This window comes from Kitasatospora griseola (genome assembly GCF_044999035.1).
Classification (GTDB): Bacteria; Actinomycetota; Actinomycetes; order Streptomycetales; family Streptomycetaceae; genus Kitasatospora; species Kitasatospora griseola.
The window spans coordinates 7,742,638-7,761,325 of the sequence record NZ_CP173360.1 but is presented as its reverse complement, the minus strand read 5'-3'; the positions used below and the strand labels follow the sequence as shown (position 1 = coordinate 7,761,325).

At 74.2% G+C, this 18,688-nt stretch carries 16 protein-coding genes; 12 read left to right on the top strand and 4 right to left on the bottom strand.

The features are described 5' to 3' along the window. Window positions 1-92: 92 nt before the first annotated feature. Window positions 93-1,652: a hypothetical protein gene (locus tag ACI1MP_RS34585; RefSeq protein ID WP_404870427.1), complete on the bottom strand. Its 1,560-nt coding sequence runs from the start codon at window positions 1,650-1,652 to the stop codon at window positions 93-95. A 164-nt stretch (window positions 1,653-1,816) separates the two neighbouring features. Continuing rightward, window positions 1,817-2,113, bottom strand: a complete 297-nt coding sequence (locus tag ACI1MP_RS34580) for a hypothetical protein (RefSeq protein WP_404870426.1) — start codon at window positions 2,111-2,113, stop codon at window positions 1,817-1,819. Window positions 2,114-2,457: 344 nt separating this feature from the next. Here ACI1MP_RS34580 and ACI1MP_RS34575 point away from each other — a divergent pair, with 344 nt between their 5' ends. Continuing rightward, window positions 2,458-3,438: a LuxR C-terminal-related transcriptional regulator gene (locus tag ACI1MP_RS34575; protein WP_404870425.1), complete on the top strand. Its 981-nt coding sequence runs from the start codon at window positions 2,458-2,460 to the stop codon at window positions 3,436-3,438. Window positions 3,439-3,462: 24 nt separating this feature from the next. On the opposite strand, the gene ACI1MP_RS34570 is transcribed toward ACI1MP_RS34575, so the two are convergent. Next, complete coding sequence (locus tag ACI1MP_RS34570; protein WP_404870424.1) at window positions 3,463-4,485, bottom strand: zinc-dependent alcohol dehydrogenase family protein; 1,023 nt, start codon at window positions 4,483-4,485, stop codon at window positions 3,463-3,465. Window positions 4,486-4,669: 184 nt separating this feature from the next. Here ACI1MP_RS34570 and ACI1MP_RS34565 point away from each other — a divergent pair, with 184 nt between their 5' ends. Then, entirely contained in the window at window positions 4,670-5,224 is a 555-nt protein-coding gene (locus ACI1MP_RS34565) for a hypothetical protein (protein ID WP_380333357.1), read from the top strand. A 169-nt stretch (window positions 5,225-5,393) separates the two neighbouring features. Continuing rightward, a complete protein-coding gene (locus ACI1MP_RS34560) occupies window positions 5,394-6,809 on the top strand; it encodes an MBL fold metallo-hydrolase RNA specificity domain-containing protein (RefSeq protein WP_380333358.1) in 1,416 nt (471 codons plus the stop codon). A 30-nt stretch (window positions 6,810-6,839) separates the two neighbouring features. On the opposite strand, the gene ACI1MP_RS34555 is transcribed toward ACI1MP_RS34560, so the two are convergent. Next, window positions 6,840-7,883 (bottom strand): zinc-dependent alcohol dehydrogenase family protein, encoded by a 1,044-nt coding sequence (locus ACI1MP_RS34555; protein WP_380333359.1) that lies wholly within the window; start codon window positions 7,881-7,883, stop codon window positions 6,840-6,842. Between the two features lie 190 nt (window positions 7,884-8,073). Between ACI1MP_RS34555 and ACI1MP_RS34550 the strand changes: the two genes are divergently transcribed. The 9 genes from ACI1MP_RS34550 to ACI1MP_RS34510 all read left to right on the top strand — a co-directional run bounded on the left by ACI1MP_RS34550 (window position 8,074) and on the right by ACI1MP_RS34510 (window position 18,603). Continuing rightward, window positions 8,074-10,449, top strand: a complete 2,376-nt coding sequence (locus ACI1MP_RS34550; RefSeq protein WP_380333426.1) for a glycoside hydrolase family 65 protein — start codon at window positions 8,074-8,076, stop codon at window positions 10,447-10,449. A 172-nt stretch (window positions 10,450-10,621) separates the two neighbouring features. Continuing rightward, a complete protein-coding gene (locus tag ACI1MP_RS34545; protein ID WP_404870423.1) occupies window positions 10,622-11,929 on the top strand; it encodes a cytochrome P450 in 1,308 nt (435 codons plus the stop codon). Window positions 11,930-11,978: 49 nt separating this feature from the next. Continuing rightward, window positions 11,979-13,109, top strand: a complete 1,131-nt coding sequence (locus tag ACI1MP_RS34540) for an acyl-CoA dehydrogenase (RefSeq protein ID WP_404870422.1) — start codon at window positions 11,979-11,981, stop codon at window positions 13,107-13,109. A gap of 4 nt (window positions 13,110-13,113) precedes the next feature. Continuing rightward, a complete protein-coding gene (locus ACI1MP_RS34535; RefSeq protein WP_387992222.1) occupies window positions 13,114-14,301 on the top strand; it encodes a GNAT family N-acetyltransferase in 1,188 nt (395 codons plus the stop codon). Next, window positions 14,288-14,743: a type II toxin-antitoxin system RatA family toxin gene (locus ACI1MP_RS34530; RefSeq protein WP_404870421.1), complete on the top strand. Its 456-nt coding sequence runs from the start codon at window positions 14,288-14,290 to the stop codon at window positions 14,741-14,743. The genes ACI1MP_RS34535 and ACI1MP_RS34530 overlap by 14 nt, the downstream gene beginning before the upstream one ends. Continuing rightward, window positions 14,740-15,990, top strand: a complete 1,251-nt coding sequence (locus ACI1MP_RS34525) for an aspartate aminotransferase family protein (RefSeq protein ID WP_404870420.1) — start codon at window positions 14,740-14,742, stop codon at window positions 15,988-15,990. Before ACI1MP_RS34530 ends, ACI1MP_RS34525 begins: the two co-directional genes overlap by 4 nt. 49 nt (window positions 15,991-16,039) lie before the next feature. After that, a complete protein-coding gene (locus ACI1MP_RS34520) occupies window positions 16,040-16,294 on the top strand; it encodes an acyl carrier protein (protein ID WP_083462020.1) in 255 nt (84 codons plus the stop codon). Continuing rightward, window positions 16,291-17,538 (top strand): beta-ketoacyl-[acyl-carrier-protein] synthase family protein, encoded by a 1,248-nt coding sequence (locus ACI1MP_RS34515; RefSeq protein WP_380333365.1) that lies wholly within the window; start codon window positions 16,291-16,293, stop codon window positions 17,536-17,538. The genes ACI1MP_RS34520 and ACI1MP_RS34515 overlap by 4 nt, the downstream gene beginning before the upstream one ends. Window positions 17,539-17,571: 33 nt before the next feature. After that, entirely contained in the window at window positions 17,572-18,603 is a 1,032-nt protein-coding gene (locus tag ACI1MP_RS34510; RefSeq protein WP_404870419.1) for an SDR family oxidoreductase, read from the top strand. Window positions 18,604-18,688 lie beyond the last annotated feature (85 nt).

Sequence of the window (18,688 nt, the reverse complement as noted above, 5' to 3'; positions counted from 1 at the left end):
CGCGGCCGCCGGGATCTTCGCCGTTCTGGCCGTGCTTGTCCTGACGATGCGTCAATCCGATGTGGCGGCACCGGGTGGGCGGCGCTGCGCGGCTACAGGTCCCGGAAGGTGCCGAAGGCAGAGGCGATACGGCTCTGGAAGGCGTGGGTGACGGTGCCGGAGGCGGTCTTGCCGAAGACCTCCAGCCTGCCGTCCTGGCTCTCGCCCGCCACCGGGTTCGTCGCCAGTGCGCCGCCGAGCGAGCTCCAGGAGGTGGTCCAGGTGCTGTTCGGCGCCACCTGGTGGAGGTTCCACACGGTGCCGTCGGCCTTGCGGGCGAACATCTCCAGGTTGCCGTTGCGGCAGAGCACGACGGTGGGGTCGCCGACGAAGCCGTCGCCGGCGAAGGTCGCCCAGTTCGACCAGGTGCTGTTCGGTGCGACCTGCCAGCTGGTGGTGATCCGGCCGTCGGCGGTGCGGGCGAAGATCTCCTGGGAGCCGTTCTGGCCGATCCCGATCACCGGGTCGGAGGCGACGTTGCCGCCGTGGTCGAACCAGCTCGTGGTGAAGGTGCTGTTCGGCTTCACCTGCCACCGGGACATGATGTGCCCGTTCGTGGTGCGGGCGTACACCTCGAGGCTGCCGTTGGCGCCGTAGGCCACGGCGGGGTTGCCGACGAAGTCGGCGCCGTCGAAGGTCAGCCAGTCGTGCCAGGTGCCGTTCGGCGTGTCCTGCCAGCTGGTGGTGATCCGGCCGTCGGGGGTGCGGCCGAAGATCTGCTGGCGGCCGTCCTCGTTGGCGGCGACCGCGAGTTCGGAGGCGACGTTGCCGCCGTGGTTGAACCAGCCGGACCAGGTGCTGTTCGGCTTCACCTGCCACCTGGACACGACGCTGCCGTCCGTGGTGCGGGCGAAGATCTCCTGGGCGCCGTTGGTGCCGCGGCCCAGCACCGGGGTGCCCGTCACGTTCGCCGCGTTCGGGATGGCGGTCCAGTTCGACCAGGTGCTGTTCGGGTTCACCTGGTACTTGGTCCGCACCCCGCCGTTGCCGTCGTTGTCGATGAACTCCAGCGTCTGGTTGGCGTTCATGCCGAGGTGGGGCCGGCCGATCAGCTGACGCTCGTAGTTGGTCACCGGGCTGTCGACGATCTTGTTGTAGCGGCGGGCCCGGTAGTTGTCGTTGGGCCAGCCGTCGATCGTCCCGTCGTTGATGGAGGCGTTCGTCACCTTCTTCACCGGGTCGGTGCCGAAGGAGTAGTAGCTGAAGTGGATGTGGTCGCTCGCCCAGGCGTTGAAGATGATGACGTGGTTCGTGGTGTCGAGGAGGATGTCGCCCGGCAACAGGTCCTGGCGGTTGATCGAGGTGGACAGCTGCGACAGGGTCCTGGTCGAGTCGTCGCTGTTGAGGTGCCACGCCATGTCGACGTAGCCGGAGCAGTCGCGGCGGTAGTTCCGGTCACCGCCGGGGCCGGGCGAGTAGCCCCCTTGGTTGTACGGGCCGGGCTGGTTGTCGACCCAGTACTGGGCCCGTTCGATCACCTCGGAGCGGCTGATCGGGCCGCCGAGGTCGGAGACGAACGCGGCCTGGGCGGGCCCGGAGACGGTGATCAGCAGGCCGGCGGTCACGGCGGTGACGGCGAGCAGGCTGAGGAGGCGTCGGAGCAACCTGATCATGACGAGAGAGCTCTCTTCCGTTTCTTCGAAGGACTCGTGGGGGCAGCGCGGCCACACCGCCGGGCCGGGACCCGGGCGGGGCATGCGCGGAACAGCGGCCTCGCGGAACGCGGGCCGTAAGAAAGGAAGGGGCGGGCGCGGCAGGCGGGCGCGCAGGCCCGTCGCTACTCGGCGAGGCGCCAGTCGCGCAGCTCGTCCGAGGTGTCGAGTGCCCGCGCGCAGATGGATCGTGCGCTCCTGCGGGCGGCGGTCTCCTCGGCGGCGAGGAGGAACAGAGCCACGCCGATCCGACCGGGTGCGACCCGCACCCGCACGTGCTCCAGGCGGTCGTCCGCCAGGGCCTGGCGCCACAGGTGGCCGGTCAGCCACTGGGGAGCGACCACCACGGCCGACGGGCCGACGAGTCGAGCCAGCGTCAGGTGCAGGATCGGCTTGTCGCGCAGGATCGGCTTGTCGGTCATCAGCCCCAACCGAACCCGTTGTCGGAGTCGCCGGAACCGGCGCGGAGCGCGAGCGGACCGACGGTGGCGAGGGACAGCTGGGCGACGCTGGACATGGACGGACTCCATTCGTGGGTGCGGTGGACGGAGGTCGGACGATCGCGGCTCCCGGCCCCGGATCCCCGGGGCGGCGCTTCCGACATGCATCAGCCTGCCGAACCGGCGCCGCGCTGTCAGCGGTCCGCGCCTGGCCCCAACGGGCCTGACCCCAACGGGACAGGCATGGAGCAGTCTTGCCCGGGGCTTTACCCGCTGGGCACACTGGTCCGACAATTGTTTGAGCACCTACCGCGGGGGGCGGCAGAATGCTTGAGTTACTCGGTCTCTCCGGCCTGGCCGAGCGTCCCTACCAGGCGGTCCTCACCGATCCGGCGCGCAGCGTGGCCATGCTGGCCCACGACACCGGGATGACGGACCGGCAGATACGCTCCGCGCTCGACGAGTTGGCGGACCTGGCACTGATCAGACCCTCCGCCGCCGCGGACGGGACGCTGTGGCCGGTCAGCCCGGCGGTCGGCCTGTCGGCGCTGCTGGCCGCCGCCGAGGACGAGGCCGCCGCCCGGCAGCGGCAGATCGAGGCGACCCGGGCGGCGATCGCCGCACTCGCGGCCGAGCACGAGGTGCAGCGCCAGCACCGCGCGGAGCCGGCGGTCCGACTCGACGGGATCGACGCCGTCCGGGGCCGCCTGGAGGAGCTCGCCGCGAACGCCGTGACGGAGTGCCTGTCGCTCAACCCGGGCGGCGCGGACCGGCCCGACGCGCGGGCGGCCTCCGCGCAGCTCAACGAACAGGCGCTGCGCCGGGGCGTCGGCATCAAGGCGATCTGCCGGGAGAGCTTCCGCAACGACCCCGACACGCTGGCCCACGCGCGCTGGCTGACGGACCTCGGCGGCGAGATGCGCACCGTCCCGATCGTGCCGACGCCGCTGGTGATCGTCGACCGCCGGGTCGTCATCGTCCCGCTCGACCCGGCCGACCCGCGGCAGGGCGCGCTGGAGCTGGACAGCCCCGGCATGCTGTCCGTCGCCTGCGCACTGTTCGACCAACTCTGGTCCACGGCAACCCCGTTCGGCTCATCCGTCGCGGTGGACGGGCAGGGCCTCACCTCGGCCGAGCGCACCCTGCTGGAGCTGGCCGCCGCCGGCCACACCGACGAGGCGGCAGGCCGCAAGCTGGGCGTCTCCGGCCGCACCGTCAAACGCCAGATGGCCGACCTGATGGCCCGGTTGGACGCCGACAGCCGCTTCCAGGCCGGGGTGCGGGCCGCCCACCGCGGCTGGCTCTGAGCGGCGGAAGCGTGCAGTGGCGGTTCACTCCGCCAGCAGGACGGCGACGCCGGTGACCCGGTCCGCGGCGAGGTCCGCGAGGGCGGCGTCGGCGCGGTGCATCGGGTAGCGGTTGACCCGGACCGTCGGACGGACGTGCGCCGCCTCGGCGAGGAACGCGTGGCCGTCGGTGCGGGTGTTGGCGGTGACGCTGCGCAAGGTGCGCTCCTGGAACAGGTGCTGCTGGTAGTTCAGGACGGGGATGTCGGTGAGGTGGATGCCGGCGACCGAGAGCGTGCCGCCGCGGTCCAGCGCCGCCAGGGCGACGGGCACCAGCTCGCCGACCGGGGCGAACAGGATCGCGGCGTCCAGCGGCTCGGGCGGCGGGTCGTAGGAGTCGCCGGCGAAGCCCGCGCCCAGCTCCCGGGCCAGCTCGCGCGCCGCCGCGCCGCGCGTGAACACCGCCAGCCGGGCGCCCCGGGCCAGCGCCAGCTGGGCCGTCAGGTGGGCGGACGCGCCGAAACCGTAGATGCCGAGGAGGCCGCCCGGCGGCAATTCGGCCCGGGCCAGGGCGCGGTGGCCGATGATCCCCGCGCACAGCAGCGGCGCGAGCTCCTCGGCGGGCGGGCCCTCCGGCAGGCGGTAGGCGAAACGGGCGTCGGCCGTGACGAACCCCGCGTAGCCGCCGTGCCGGTCCCAGCCGGTGTACGTCGACCCCGGGCACAGGTTCTCCCGTCCGCTGCGGCAGTACCGGCAGCGCCCGCACACCCCGGCCAGCCAGGCCACCCCCGCCCGGTCGCCGACCGCGAACTCCCGCACCCCCGCACCCGCCGACGTCACCCGGCCCACCACCTCGTGGCCGGGCGTGCAGCGCGGCACCCGCGGCGGCAGGTCCCCCTCGGCGAGATGGAGGTCCGTCCGGCACACCCCGCACGCCTCCACCTCGACCAGGATCTCCGTCTCGCCGGGGACGGGCGGCGGCCGCCGCTCCCACACCAGCGGCCCGGGCCCGGCGTCCACCGGCCCCGGGCGGGCCACCACCCAGGCGCCGTCCCGCACGGTACGCATGCGTCCTCCCGACTGTCGGATCCTCCCTTCAGCGTGCTCCGACCTCGCGGAGGGGACGAGTCGGCCCGGCGACCCGGGCCGGTTGTCGGGCCGAATAGGGCCGACCGGACCATGCGGCGGCACCGCCGTCCCCGAAAAGCTGGGGGAGAACAGGGCCGGGACGTGTGGCGAGGAGGCGGGCGGCATGCATGCGCATCCGCAGCAACGGAAGAACCCACTGAGGCGGAGCAGTGACCGCCTGCAATGGTGGGCGGCGCGAACGCTGCTGGTGGTGGCGATCGGCGGAGTCCCCGCGGCGATCGCCGTCGGCCTCGCGGTCCACCAGGACCAGGCCCGGGTCGTCCGGGAGGAGAGCACCGACCGGCACCCGGTGACGGCACAACTCGTCGCGGACGTCCCGACCGCGGTCGGCATCACCACGACCCGCGCCGCCGTCGCCTGGAAGTCCGACGGCGCCGACCACCTGGCGAGCGCGGTCGTCCCCTCCGGGCAGCGGGCCGGCACCCCGGTGCAGATCTGGGTGGACGACCGCAGCCGGGTCGTCCCGCAACCGGCCGGCACCGGCGAGGCGATCGCGGTCGCGGCGACCGCCGCCCTGCTCACCGTCACCGCCGTCCCGCTGCTCAGCATGCTCACCTGGAAGGGCACCCTGCACCTCCTGAACCGCCGCCGCTACGCGGGCTGGGACGCGGAGTGGCAGCAGATCGAGCCGCAGTGGACGCGGCGCCAGCCGAGCTGACCTCCCGGTGGGGCGGTGGTGTCGGCCGAGCCGAGCCGATCCGCTCGGGCATGCGTGGTGGTGGCGTCGACTGTCGGGGTGGTCCGGGGCGGGTGGCAGTGTCTTCGGTCGGCCGTGCTCGTGGGGTGGGGTGGGCGGATGCTGGGAGGCGGAGCTCTGGGAGGCCGTCATGGAGAATCAGCCCGCCCCGATGCCGAGGCCGGGGTTGCTCACGTTTCTGGGCGGGGTCGGTACCGTCACCGGGAGCAAGTTCCTGGTGGAGACCGACCATGCCCGGGTCATGATCGACTGCGGGCTGTTCCAGGGGCTGGCCGAGCTGCGGCGGCGCAACCGGCGGTCGCTGCCGCTCGATCCGGCGGACGTGCACTGCGTGGTGCTCACGCATGCGCACCTGGACCACTGCGGCTACCTGCCCAGGCTGGTCGCGGACGGGTTCCGGGGGCCGGTCTTCACCACCCCGTACACGGCCCGGATCGCCGAGCTGATCCTGCGGGACAGCGCCCACCTGCTGCAGGAGGACGCCGACCACGCCAACCGGCACGGCTGGTCCAAGCACCGGCCCGCGCTGCCGCTGTACACCGAGGAGGACGTGGAGCGGACGCTGGCGCTGTTCGACCCCGTCGCGCACCACGCGGAGATCGAGATCGCCGACCGGACGGTGCTGCGCCTGCACCCCGCCGGGCACATCCTCGGCTCGTCCTGGGTGCACCTCACCCTGGAGGACGGCCACACCCTCGCGGCCAGCGGCGACCTCGGCCGCCCCGTCCACCCGCTGCTGAACCCGCCCGACCCGTTCACCGGCGCCGACGTGCTGCTGATGGAGTCCACCTACGGCAACCGGCGGCACGAGGAGACCACCGCCCGCGCGCACTTCGCCAACGCCCTCGACCGGACGCTGGCCCGCGGCGGCACCGTCGTCATCCCGTCCTTCGCCGTCGACCGCACCGAAGTGGTGCTGCACCAGCTGGCCGAACTCCGCCGCACCGGGCGGCTGCCGAGCAGCGCCCCCGTGCACGTGGACAGCCCGATGGCGCTCGCCACGCTGCGGATCTACCTGGAGGCGTTCGCCGACCGGGCCCCCGAGCTGCGGCCCGAGGTGCTCGCCCGCGGTGAGGCCGCGATCAGCCCGGAGCCGTTCCGGCCGGTCCGCTCGCCGGCGGAGTCGCGGCAGCTGGAGCAGTCGCACCTGCCGTCGATCCTGGTGTCCGCGTCCGGCATGGCCACCGGCGGGCGCGTCGTGCACCACCTGCACCGGCTGCTGCCCGACCCCCGCAACACCGTGGTCGTGGTCGGCTACGCCGCCGCGGGCACCCGCGCCCGCGACCTGGTCGACGGGGCCCGGGTGCTGAAGATGTACGGCGGCTACGTGCCCGTCCGGGCGGAGGTCGTCAACGTCCCCGCGTTCTCGGCGCACGCGGACGCCGCCGAGATCGTCGACTGGCTGCGCCCGGCCCCCGCGCCGTCCGCGACCTACCTGGTGCACGGCGAACCCGAGGGCGCGCAGGCGCTGCGCGACCGGATCGACTTCGAACTCGGTTGGACGGCCGTGGTGCCGCGCTCGGGCGAACGGGTGCTGGTGCGCTGAAACCCGGTCCTCGGCGGGGCGGGCCGCGGGTCAGGTCCGGAACAGGGCGACCTTGAGCGCGCCGGTGCCCGCCGCGTCGGCGAAGACGTCGTACGCCTCCGGCATCTGGTCCAGGGTGAAGCGGTGCGTGACCAGTCCGCCCGCCGCCAGTCGGCCGGCCGCGAGCAGGTCCAGCAGCAGCGGGGTGGTGCGGGTGTCGACCAGGCCCGTGGTGACGGTGACGTTCCTGATCCACAGCTCCTCCAGGTGCAGCGCGGCGGGCCTGCCGTGCACCCCGACGTTGGCCACCCGGCCGCCCGGACGCACCAGCCGGGTGCACAGCTCGAAGGTGCCGGGGATGCCGACCGCCTCGATCGCCACGTCCACGCCGAGCCTGTCGGGGGAGAGTGCGCGCACCGCCTGCTCCGCGCCGTCGCCGGCGTGCAGCACCTCGTCCGCGCCGGCCCGTTCGGCCGCGGCCAGTCGGCTCGCCGCCAGGTCGACGGCGACGATCCGGCGCGGGCTGTACAGCCGGGCGGTGGCGATCGCGGCCAGCCCGATCGGGCCGGCGCCGACGATCGCGACGGTGTCGCCGGGGCCCACCCGGCCGTTCAGCACGCCGACCTCGTACGCGGTCGGCAGGATGTCGGCGAACATCAGCGCCGTCTCGTCGTCGACGCCGTCCGGCAGCCTGTGCAGCGAGTTGTCGGCGAACGGGGTGCGCACGTACTCGGCCTGGGCGCCGTCGACCAAGTGCCCGAGGATCCACCCGCCGCCGCCCGTGCACTGGCCGTACACGCCGCGCCGGCAGTACCCGCAGCGGCCGCAGGCGGAGATGCACGAGACCAGCACCCGGTCGCCCACGGCGATCGTGCGCACCGCGCTGCCGGTCTCGACGACCGTGCCGACCGCCTCGTGTCCGAGCACCCGGCCCTCGGCGACCTCGGGCACGTCGCCCCCCAGGATGTGCAGGTCGGTGCCGCAGATGGTGACGGCGTCCACCCGGACCACCGCGTCCTCGGGGTCGCGGACCACCGGATCGGGGACCTCGTCCCAGGTGCGGCGGCCGGGCCCGTGGTAGGTCAGCGCCTTCATCGCTCTCACTCCCTGCGCGGTATCGGCTCCGTCCACCAGCCTCCCCGGTGTCCGCCCGCCCCGCCGCCCGGCGCGGCAGCGGCGGCCGGTCGGTGGGCACACTGGAGGACGGGCCCCGGCGCGCGAACGGAGGTGAGCCGTGGAACCCGACCCTCCCCACCGGCCGTCCGACGCCGCCCACGGCTGTCCGATGCCCGATCCGTGGCGGCTGCGCTACACCGGGTACGCGCCCGCCGAGGAAGGGCTGCGGGAGGCGCTGTGCGCCGTCGGCAACGGCTACCTGGTCACCCGGGGCGCGGCCCCCGAGGCGGCGGCGGGCGGCGAGCACTACCCCGGCACCTACCTGGCGGGCTGCTACGACCGCGCCGACTCCGAGGTCGGCGGGCGGGTGTTCACCCACGAGGACCTGGTGAACTGCCCGAACTGGCTGCCCGTCACCTTCCGCTGCGAGGGCGCCGAGTGGTTCACCGGGCCGCCCGTCGAGCAGGAACTCGAACTCGACCTGCGGCAAGGCGTGTTGACCCGCCGGGCGGTGTGCGTGGACGGCGTCGGTCGGCGCACCCGGCTGGTCCAGCGCCGGATCGCCAGCCAGGCGAGCCCGCACCTCGCCGCGCTGGAGACCGTGCTCACCGCCGAGAACTGGTCCGGCCGGCTCGAAGTCCGATCCGCCCTCGACGGCACCGTCACCAACGCGGGCGTGCCCCGGTACGCCGGCCTGGCCGACCGCCACCTCACCCCGCTGCGCCAGGAGGCGTGCCCGGACGGCGAGTTGTGGCTGGAGGTGGCGACCGGTCCCGGCCGGCGCATCGCGTTCGCCGCCCGGCACCGGGTGCGGGCCGGCGGCCGGCCCGTCGAGGCCGAGGTCCGGGCGCGGGCCCGCCCGGGCCTGGTGACGCAGACCCTGGCGCTGGACGTCACCCCGGGCCGGCCCGTCACCGTCGACAAGGTGGTCGCCGTCCACACCTCGCACGACCCGGCCACCGGCGACCCGCTGGAGGCCGCCCGGCAACTCGCCGCCGAGGCGGCGGACTTCGACCGACTGCTGGCCGAACACGCGCTGCGCTGGGAGCAGTTGTGGGAGCGCCTGAGGATCGACACCGACCTCCCCGGCCTCGGCCCGCTGCACCTCGACCTGTTCCACCTGCTGCAGACCTGCTCCGAGCACTCCGCCGACCTCGACGTCGGCATCCCCGCCCGCGGCCTGCACGGCGAGGCGTACCGCGGCCACGTCTTCTGGGACGAGCTGTTCGTGCTGCGGGTGCTGAACCTGCGCCTCCCCGAACTCGCCCGCGCGGTGCTGCGCTACCGCCGGCGTCGGCTCGACGCCGCCCGGCGGGCCGCCCGGGCCGAGGGCCGGCGCGGCGCGAGCTATCCGTGGCAGAGCGGGAGCGACGGGCAGGAGCAGTCGCCGCAGGTCCACCTCAACCCGCTGTCCGGTCGCTGGCTGCCCGACCACACCCATCTGCAGCGGCACATCGGCTCGGCGGTCGCCTACAACATCTGGGAGTACTACCGGGCCACCGGCGACCTCGACTTCCTCGCCGAGACCGGAGCCGAACCCCTGCTGGAGATCGCCCGCTACTGGGCCTCGGCCGCCACCCACGACCCGGGCCGCGACCGCTGGTCGATCCGCGGCGTCCTCGGACCGGACGAGTACCACGACGCCTACCCGTGGGCGAAGGAGCCCGGGCTGGACGACAACGCCTACACCAACGTGCTCGCCTCCTGGGTGCTGGCCCGCGCCCGGGACGCGCTGCGCGTCCTGCCCGAGCGCCGGCGCGGCGAACTGACCGAGCGCCTCGCGCTGGACGCCGCGGAGCCGGAGCGCTGGCAGGAGATCGGCCGTCGTCTGCACGTGCCGTTCCACGACGGGGTGATCAGCCAGTTCGACGGCTACCGGCGGCTCGCCGAACTCGACTGGGAGACCTACCGCCGGCGCTACCCGGACCTGCGCCGCCTCGACCGGATCCTGGAGGCCGAGGGCGACACCGTCAACCGGTACCGGGCGTCCAAGCAGGCCGACGTGCTGATGCTCTGGTACCTGTTCTCCGCCGGTGAGGTGCGCGACCTGCTGCGCCGCCTCGGCCACCCCGCGGGGTACGAGCTGATGCGCCGCACCGTCTCCTACTACCTCGACCGCACCGTGCACGGCTCGACGCTCAGCTCCGTGGTGCACGCCTGGGTGCTGACCCGCTGCGACCGCCGGGCCTCCTGGCGGCACTTCCGCGACGCGCTCACCGCCGACCTGGTGGACGCCCAGGGCGGCACCACCCGGGAGGGCGTCCACCTCGGGGCGATGGCCGGCGCCGCCGACCTGCTGCAACGCTGCTACACCGGGCTGGAGTTGCGCGAGGACGCGCTGTGGCTGGACCCGCAGCTGCCGTGGGCGCTCGGCAGCCTCGACCTGGACGTGCGCTACCGCGGCCACCGGGACGTGCGGATCCGCGTCGACCGGCACAGCGTCACCGTCGCCCTGGGCGCCGACGCCGAGCGGCCGGTGCGGGTCGGGGTGCGCAGCACCGCCGTCGCGCTGCGGCCGGGGGAGAGCCACAAATTCGCCCTGTGACTTTCCGCGAATGATCTGACGGGTAGTAATTCCTATCGCAGGATGGCCACTTCAATTCCGCGCGGCTATTTCCGGGATTCCCTTTCCGGTACTCTCTGTCCGAACGGCATGGAATTCACGAGTCGATTCGACAGGCCTGCCCGCGTCCGGGCGGGCGAAGGTGGGCGAGCGCATGAACGCTTCCGCGGCTGAGCAGACGCAGACGGGCGACCGGACGACGAATGCGGGCGGAATCCTGCTGTCGGTCTTCGCGCCCGAGGCCCGCGAGAACCCGTACGCCCCGCTCGCCGAACTGCGCCGCCTCGCGCCGGTGCTCCACCACGAGGAGTTGGACACCCGCTTCCTGACGGGGTTCGCCGACTGCCAGGCCGCCCTGTCGAGCCCGGCCTTCGCGGTGCCCGACCGGCAGTGGCTGGAGCGGGAGCGCCCCGAGTGGCTGGCCCACCCGGCGGCGGACTACTTCTACACCTCGCTGCTCGGCACCAACGGCCCCGCCCACGAACGGCTGCGCGGCCCGCTGGTGCGGGCGTTCGGCCCCCGGCGGATGGGCGCGCTGGCGACGGCGGTGGAGAAGACCGTCGACGAACTGCTGGACCGCTTCGCCGACGCGACCTCCGACGGCGGCGCCGCGGACTTCCAGGACCTGGTCGGCTATCCGCTGCCGGTCGCCGTGGTGGGCGGACTGATCGGAGTGCCGCCCGCCGATCAGGAGCACTTCCACCGGCTCGGACGCGACGCCGCGCGCCTGCTGGAACCGGTGCGCTCCGACGAGGACTGGCGGCTCGCCGACCGGGCGGTGACGGCGCTGCGCGAGTACTTCGCCCGCCTGCTGGACGAGCGGCGCGCCCGACCGGCCGAGGACCTCGCCACCGCGCTGCTCGCCCAGGCCGCCGCCGAAAGAGCCGGAACCGCCGGAACCGCCGAAGCCGCCGTGAACGCCGAACACCCGCTCACCGAGCAGGAGTTGGCGGACACCCTGGTACTGGTCTTCGTCGCCGGGTTCGAGACCACCGCCGGACTGCTCGGTCTCTCGGTGCACGCCCTGCTCACCCACCCCGAGCAGGCGGCGCAGCTCCGCGCCGACCCCGGCCTGCTGCCCGGCGCGGTCGAGGAGTCGCTGCGCTGGGACGGGCCGGTGCTGATGACCGAACGGCTCGCCACCCGGCCGACCGAGGTCGGTGGCGTCACCGTCCCCGCCGGAGGCAGCGTCACCACCGTGCTCGGCGCCGCCAACCGCGACCCGCGGCGCTACCCGGACCCGGACGCGTTCCTGGTCCGCCGACCCGAGCGCCACGTGCTGAGCTTCGGCGCCGGCCCGCACTACTGCTTCGGCGCGGCACTGGCCAGGCTCGAAGGCGCGGCGCTGCTGGGCCGGCTGCTCACCCGTTTCCCCCGGCTCGCCCAGGCCGGGCCGCCGGTGCGGCGCGCCTCGGCCTGCCTGCGCTCGTTCGACGCGCTGCCGCTGGCGGCGACCGGCTGACGGCCGCCCGCCGAACGCGCCGTACCGCCCCTCCCCGAAGGACGTGCCCGTGAACTTCCTGCACCGCGAACGCGCCGAACTCGAGGCGCTCATGCCCGGGTTGGACCAGGCACTCGCCCGCCACCCGCTGGCGGCGCTGGAACAGACGCCCAGCCCGGCGATCGAGGAGTTCAAGATCGCCGGCGGCCCCGGGCTGCTGGTGCCCGCCGCCCACTGCGGCGCGGGCGCGAGCGCCCTGCAGGCCGTCCGGGTGCAGCGCGCCGTCGGCGCCCGCTGCCCCTCCCTCGCGGTGGCCACCACCATGCACCACTTCTCCATCGCGGGCCTGGTCGAGGCCGCCAAGTACGGCAACGGCCTGGAAGGGCTGCTGCTGGAGGCCATCGCCAAGGAGCGGATGCTGGTGGCGTCCGGCTTCGCCGAGGGCCGGCCCGGCCAGAACATCCTCACCCCGCACATCACCGCCGAGCGGCGCGGCGACCGGATCGTGCTGAACGGCAGCAAGATGCCGTGCAGCCTGTCCCGCTCGATGGACCTGCTGACCGCCTCCGTCGCCCTCACCGGCCCGGACGGCGTCGAACGGCTGGCCGTCGCGCTGATCCCCGCCGCCAGCCCCGGCGTCACCGTCCGCCCGTTCTGGGGCACGCCCATCCTGGCCGGCGCCGAGAGCGACGAAGTCCGGCTCACCGACGTCGAGTTGGACCCGAGCATGGTGGTGGCGACCGAGGTCACCGCCGACGCCGTGCCCGACGCGCTCAACGTGGCGGGCTTCCTCTGGTTCGAAGTGCTGCTGACCGCCGGCTACCTCGGCATGGCGAGCGCCCTGGTCGAACGCGTCCTGCACCGCCAGGGCGGCGGCGAGGACGACCCGACGCCCTACCTCGTGCCCGTCGAGGCCGCGATGCTCGCCGTCGAGGCCGTCGCCCGGGCCATGGCCGACGAGGACTGGGACGAGGCCCTGCTGGTCCAGGCGCTGACCGCCCGGTACGCCGCGCAGGACGCCATCGCCCGCACCACCCGGGCCTGCCTCGCGGCGCTCGGCGGCATGGCCTTCATCGGCTCGCCCGACGGCTCCTACCTCGCCTCCGCCGCCGTCGGCCTGACCTTCCACCCACCGGCCCGCACCAGGATGGCCCGCCCGCTGCGGGAGTTCCTGGACGGCCGCGCGCTGCGGATCGGCTGAGCCGATGGCACCGGCGGACGACGGCTACCGGGCCGAAGTACTGCGCAGCATCGACGAGTTGCCGCCCGGAGCCTGGGAGCGACTCACCCCCGCGGACGACCCGATGTGGTCCCGCGGCGTGTTCACCGCACTCGAACGCGGCCGGGTCGGGCCTGCGGGCTACGCCTACCTGACCCTCCGCCAGGAGGACGACGTGGTGGCCGTCCTGCCACTCTGCCTGTTCCGCGACCTGATGCTCGACCGGATCGTCGGCCCCCACGAACGCCGCCTGCTCGCCCCGCTGCGCCGCCTCGCGCCCCGACTGCTGCGGGTGCCGATGCTGTTCTGCGGCCACCTGCTCGGCCAGGGCCACCTGCTGACCGACCGACCGCTCGACGCCCCGGCCGGCCGGGTGCTGGTCGACGCGGTGCTCGACTTCGCACGCCGCGAACGCCTGGGCACCGTGGTGTTCAAGGACTTCGCCGCCCCCGACCTCGGCCCGCTGCGCGCACCGCTCACCGCCGCCGGCTTCTTCCTCGCCCCCGGCCTGCCCGACACCGAACTCGCCCTGACCGCCCGCACCTTCGACGACTACCTGACCGCCCTCCCCGCCAAGCCGCGGCGCAACGCCCGGGCCAAGATCCGCCGCTTCCGCGCCCACCCCGACCTGCGCATCGAAGTCCTCGCCGACTACACCCACCTGCTGCCCCAACTGCTCGGCCTCTACCGGCAGGTGATGGACCGCGCCGACCAGACCCTCGACGTGCTCGACCACGCCTTCCTCACCGCCCTCGCCGGCGCCGACGACCCGAGCAGCCGCCTGGTGGTCTGCCTCGAAGGCGAACGCGCCGTCGGCTTCCTGCTCTGCCTGTTCGCCGGCACCGGCGCCACCGGCGCCCGGATCGGCCTCGACTACCGCCTCAACCACGACGCCGCGATCTACCACAACCTGCACTACGCGGCCGTCCGGCTGGCGATGGCCGCCGGCTGCCGGCACATCCGCTTCGCCCAGACCGCCTACGAACCCAAGGTGGAGCTGGGCTGCGCACTCGTCGAGCAGTGGCACGCCATGACCCACCTGCGCACCCTGCCCCGCGCCGTGCTCCGCCGCCTCCTCCCGGCCGCCCTGGCCGCCGCCCGCGCCGACGCGCTCGGCCCGCACCACCGCGCACCGAACCACCGCGAAAAGAGGTCGTCACATGCCGCGCGTTGACGTGGAGTTGCCCATCGCCGTGGCGCCCGAGGACGCCTGGCCGGTGGTGGTGGACGTGCTCGGCTACCCCGACTGCATGGAGAGCGTCGACTCCGTCGAGATCCTCGACCAGCCCGACGAGCGGCACCGCACCACCGCCTGGTCCGTCCGGCTCAAGGGCTCCGTCCTGCGCTGGACCGAGACCGAGATCGTCGACCACGCCGCCCGCCGCTTCGACTTCGAGCAACTCGACGGCGACCTCGGCGCGTTCGTCGGCCACTGGGCGGTCACCGCCGCACCCGGCGGCGGCAGCACCGTCGCCCTGCACGTCGACTTCGACATCGGCATCCCGCTGCTCGCCGACATGCTCAACCCCGTCGCCGCGGACGCCCTGCGGGAGAGCGCCGCCCAGATGCTCGCCGCGCTCGAACAGCGGCTGGTGCTCCGAGGAGCCGCCCGATGACCACCGTCACCACCCCGGTCTTCGACCTGCTGCGCCGCCACTTCTCCCCGAAACTCGCGCTGTCCGGCGGCTTCGCCGGGCGCGGCGCCGTCGAAGTGGCCGCCGAGGGCTGCCGGGTGACGCTCTCCGACGGCCGCACCGCGCTCGACTTCGGCTCCTACGCCGTCACCCTGCTCGGCCACCGCCACCCCGCCGTGACCGCCGCCGTCCGCGCACAGCTCGACGCCATGCCGACCGCCACCCGCAGCCTCGCCAACCCCGTCGCCGCCGAAGCCGCCGCCGCCCTGAGCGGCTACCTCGGCGACGCGCTCCCGAAGGTCTACTTCGGCCTGAACGGCGCGGACGTGGTCGAGGTCGCCGTCAAACTCGCCCGGCTCGCCACCGGCCGCGGCCGGGTCCTGGCGGTGCGCGGCGGCTTCCACGGCAAGTCGCTCGGCGCCCTCGCCCTCACCCACAGCCCGCTCTACCGCACCGGCCTGCTCGGCTGCGCCGTGGACGTCCTGCACGTCGACCCCGACGACCCGCACGCCGTCGGACGCGAGGTGGCCGGCGGCGAGGTCGCCGCCCTCGTCCTCGAACCCGTGCAGGGCGAGAACGGCGCGCTGCCGCTGCCCACCGAGACCCTGCGCCAGTGGTGCGAGGACGCCGCCCGGCACGGAACCCTGGTGATCGCCGACGAGATCCAGTGCGGACTGCGCCGCTGCGGCGAACGCTCCGTCGCCCTCGCCGACCGCCTGCCCGTCGACGGCGTCCTGCTCGGCAAACCGCTCGGCGGCGGCGTCGTCCCGCTCTCCGCGCTGCTGTGCACCGAGCGGATGTACCACCCGCTGGCCGCCGACCCGTTCCTGCACTCGGCGACCTTCGGCGGCCACCCGCTGAGCTGCGCCGCCGTCCCCGCCGCACTCGCCGCCGTCGAACAACTCGCCGACCACGGCCGCGAGTTGTCCGCGCAGCTGGACGCCGTGCTGGACGGGCTGCGGGCCCGGCACCCCGACGTGGTGCAGGCCGTCCGCGGCCGCGGACTGCTGCGCGGCATCGACTGCGTCTCGCCGTACGCCGCCGGCGCCACCCTGATCGAACTGGCCGGCACCGGACTGCTGGTGTCCCCGTGCCTGAGCCGCCCCACCACCGTCCGGCTGCTGCCGCCGCTGATCAGCACGGCCGCCGACCTCGCCGAGGCCGCCGCCCTGCTCGACGCCGCACTCACGACGACCGGACGAACCCTGCGGGGGACCACCGCCGGCTGACCACGGCCGGCGCCGAGGCCGCACACCGCGGCGGAAGGAACGGGAGCAGTTGCCCACACGCGAAGAACTGGCCGTCACGGTCAGGACGGTCATCTCCGACGTCCTCGGCACCGACCCGGCCGAACTGCAGGACCGCACCAGCCTGTTGGAGGAGTACGGCATCGACAGCCTGGAACTCATGGAGATCGGCGCCCGGCTGGAACGGGCCCTGCAACTGCGCATCGACCCCGACGACCTGATCGCCGCCCGCGACGTCGGCCACGCCATCGACCTGCTGCGCACCCGGATGGACAGCCCCGTATGAGCGCCCGTCACCCCTCGGGCGGACACCGGGTCGCCGTCACCGGGATCGGCGTCAAGTCCCCGGCCGGCAACACCCTCGAAGAGGTGTACACCGCACTGCTGGCCGGCCGCTCCGCCGCCACCCGGCTCGACCGCCTGGTCGAGGCCGACCTGCCCGTCCACTTCGCCTGCCTGGTGCCGCCGTTCGACGTCACGGCCTACCTCAGCCCCCGCGAGGCCCGCCAGATCGACCGCCCCGCCCAACTGCTGCTCTGCGCCGCCGCCGACGCGCTCGCCGACGCCCGGCTGCCCGCCGACCGGTCGCCCGACCGGATCGGCGTGCAGATCGGCACCGGCATCGGCGGCCTCACCAGCATGGAGGACGCCACCACCGGCTACGCCACCCGGCCCCGCGACCTGCCCGTGCACACCGTCCCCCGCACCATGAGCAACTCGCCCGCCTGCCGGATCGCGCTGCGCCACGGCTTCCAGGGCGTCTGCACCACCTACTCCAGCGCCTGCGCCAGCGGCAGCACCGCGCTCGCCGAGGCCGCCCGCCGGATCCGGCACGGCGAACTGGACGTCGCGGTGGCCGGCGGCGTCGACTCCGCGGTCAGCACCGTGGTGATGGGCGCGTTCGCCCGGATGCGGGCGCTGTCCACCCGCAACGACGCCCCGGCGCTGGCCAGCCGCCCCTTCGACGCCGACCGGGACGGCTTCGTGATGGGGGAGGGGGCCGCCGTCCTGGTGCTCGAACGCCTGGACGAGGCCCGCGCCCGCGGCGCCGTCGTCCACGGCGAGATCGCCGGCTGGGCCGAGACCTGCGACGCCTTCCACATCGCCGCGCCGCACGAGGCCGGCGAAGTGGCCGGCCGATGCATGCGGCGGGCCGTCGCCGACGCCGGACTGTCCGTCGCCGACATCGGCCACATCAGCGCCCACGGCACCTCCACGGTGCCCGGCGACCGCGCCGAGGCCCGGGCCGTCGACCGCTGCTTCGACGGCCAGTCGCCCCCCGTCACCGCCGTCAAGGGCGTCACCGGCCACCTGATCGGCGCCGCCGGCGCGCTGGAGGCCGCACTCGCCCTGGTCTGCGCGGCCCGCGGCACCGTCCCGCCGATCGCCAACCTGGGCAGCAGCCCCGAGGCCCACTGGGTGGACCTGGTGCACGGCGCGCCGCGCAAGGTCGCGCCCGCCCCCGTGCTCTCCAACTCCTTCGGATTCGGCGGCCAGAACGCCTGCCTGGTGCTCGCGCCCCCGCCCTGACCCCCATCGACAGCCCGATCAGCGGAGCCAAACATGCGAGTCCTTCTCACCGGGGCGACCGGAGTGGTCGGCACCGAGTTCGCGCACCGGCTGCGCGCCGCCGCCACCGCGCACGGCCGGCCCCTCGACCTGGTCCCGGTGGCACGGCGCGACGAGGCGGTGGTGCGGTGGCGGATGGGCGGCGAACCGCCGCCCGCCGAACTGGCCGGCCACTGGGACGTCATCGTGCACGCCGCGGCCAGCACCCGCTGGACCCTCGGACGCGACGAGGCCGTCACCGCCAACCTCGAACCGCTGCGGGCCGTCCTCGCCCTCGCCGACCGCGACACCCACCTCGTCCAGGTCTCCACCGCGTACGTCGGCGGCGTCCGCAACCCCGAGGACCTGCGCGGCACCGAGTTCGAGGGCTACCGCAACGGCTACGAGTGGTCCAAGGCCACCTGCGAGGCGATCGCCCGTCAGGCCCACCCCGGCCCGCTGACCCTGATCCGCCCGCCGCTGGTGGTCGGCCGCCGCGGTACCGGCGAGATCGCCCGTTTCTCCGGCCCCTACACCCTCCTCCAGGCGCTGGTCTCCGGCACCGCCGCCGTGGTGGTCGGCGACCCCGCCGGCCACGCCGAGATCAGCCCCGTCGACGAAGTCGCCGCCGCGATGGTCGCCGCCGTCCTCGCCGCCCCGCCCGACCGGCCCCGCACCGAGGTGATCGCCGCCGGCCCCGACAGCCTCTCCCTCGACGAACTCCTCGACGTCGTCTGCGGAACGCTCAACCGCTTCCGCACCGCGCACCGCGTCGCCCCGATCGAACGGCCCCCGCTGGTGTCCGTGGACAGCTGGAACCGCTTCTTCCTGCCGCTGGCCGACCAGTGGCTCTCGCCGATCCAGAGCCAGGCGGTGAAACTCCTCGCGATGTTCCAGAGCTACACCAGCATGCGCCGCCCCTTCGACCCCACCTGGAAGGTCACCGACCCCGCCGCGGCCATGGCCGCCTCCGTCCACCACTGGGCCGAACGCCGCCCCCGGCTGGCCCTCGCCCGACCCGAACCCTGGACACTGCTCAAGCGCTGACGCCTCGTCATGCCCGTTGCCGGGCACGGGCGGTCGTGATCTCCGCGTGCTGTCGCGCCGATATTCTAGCGCTAGGATATGCGGC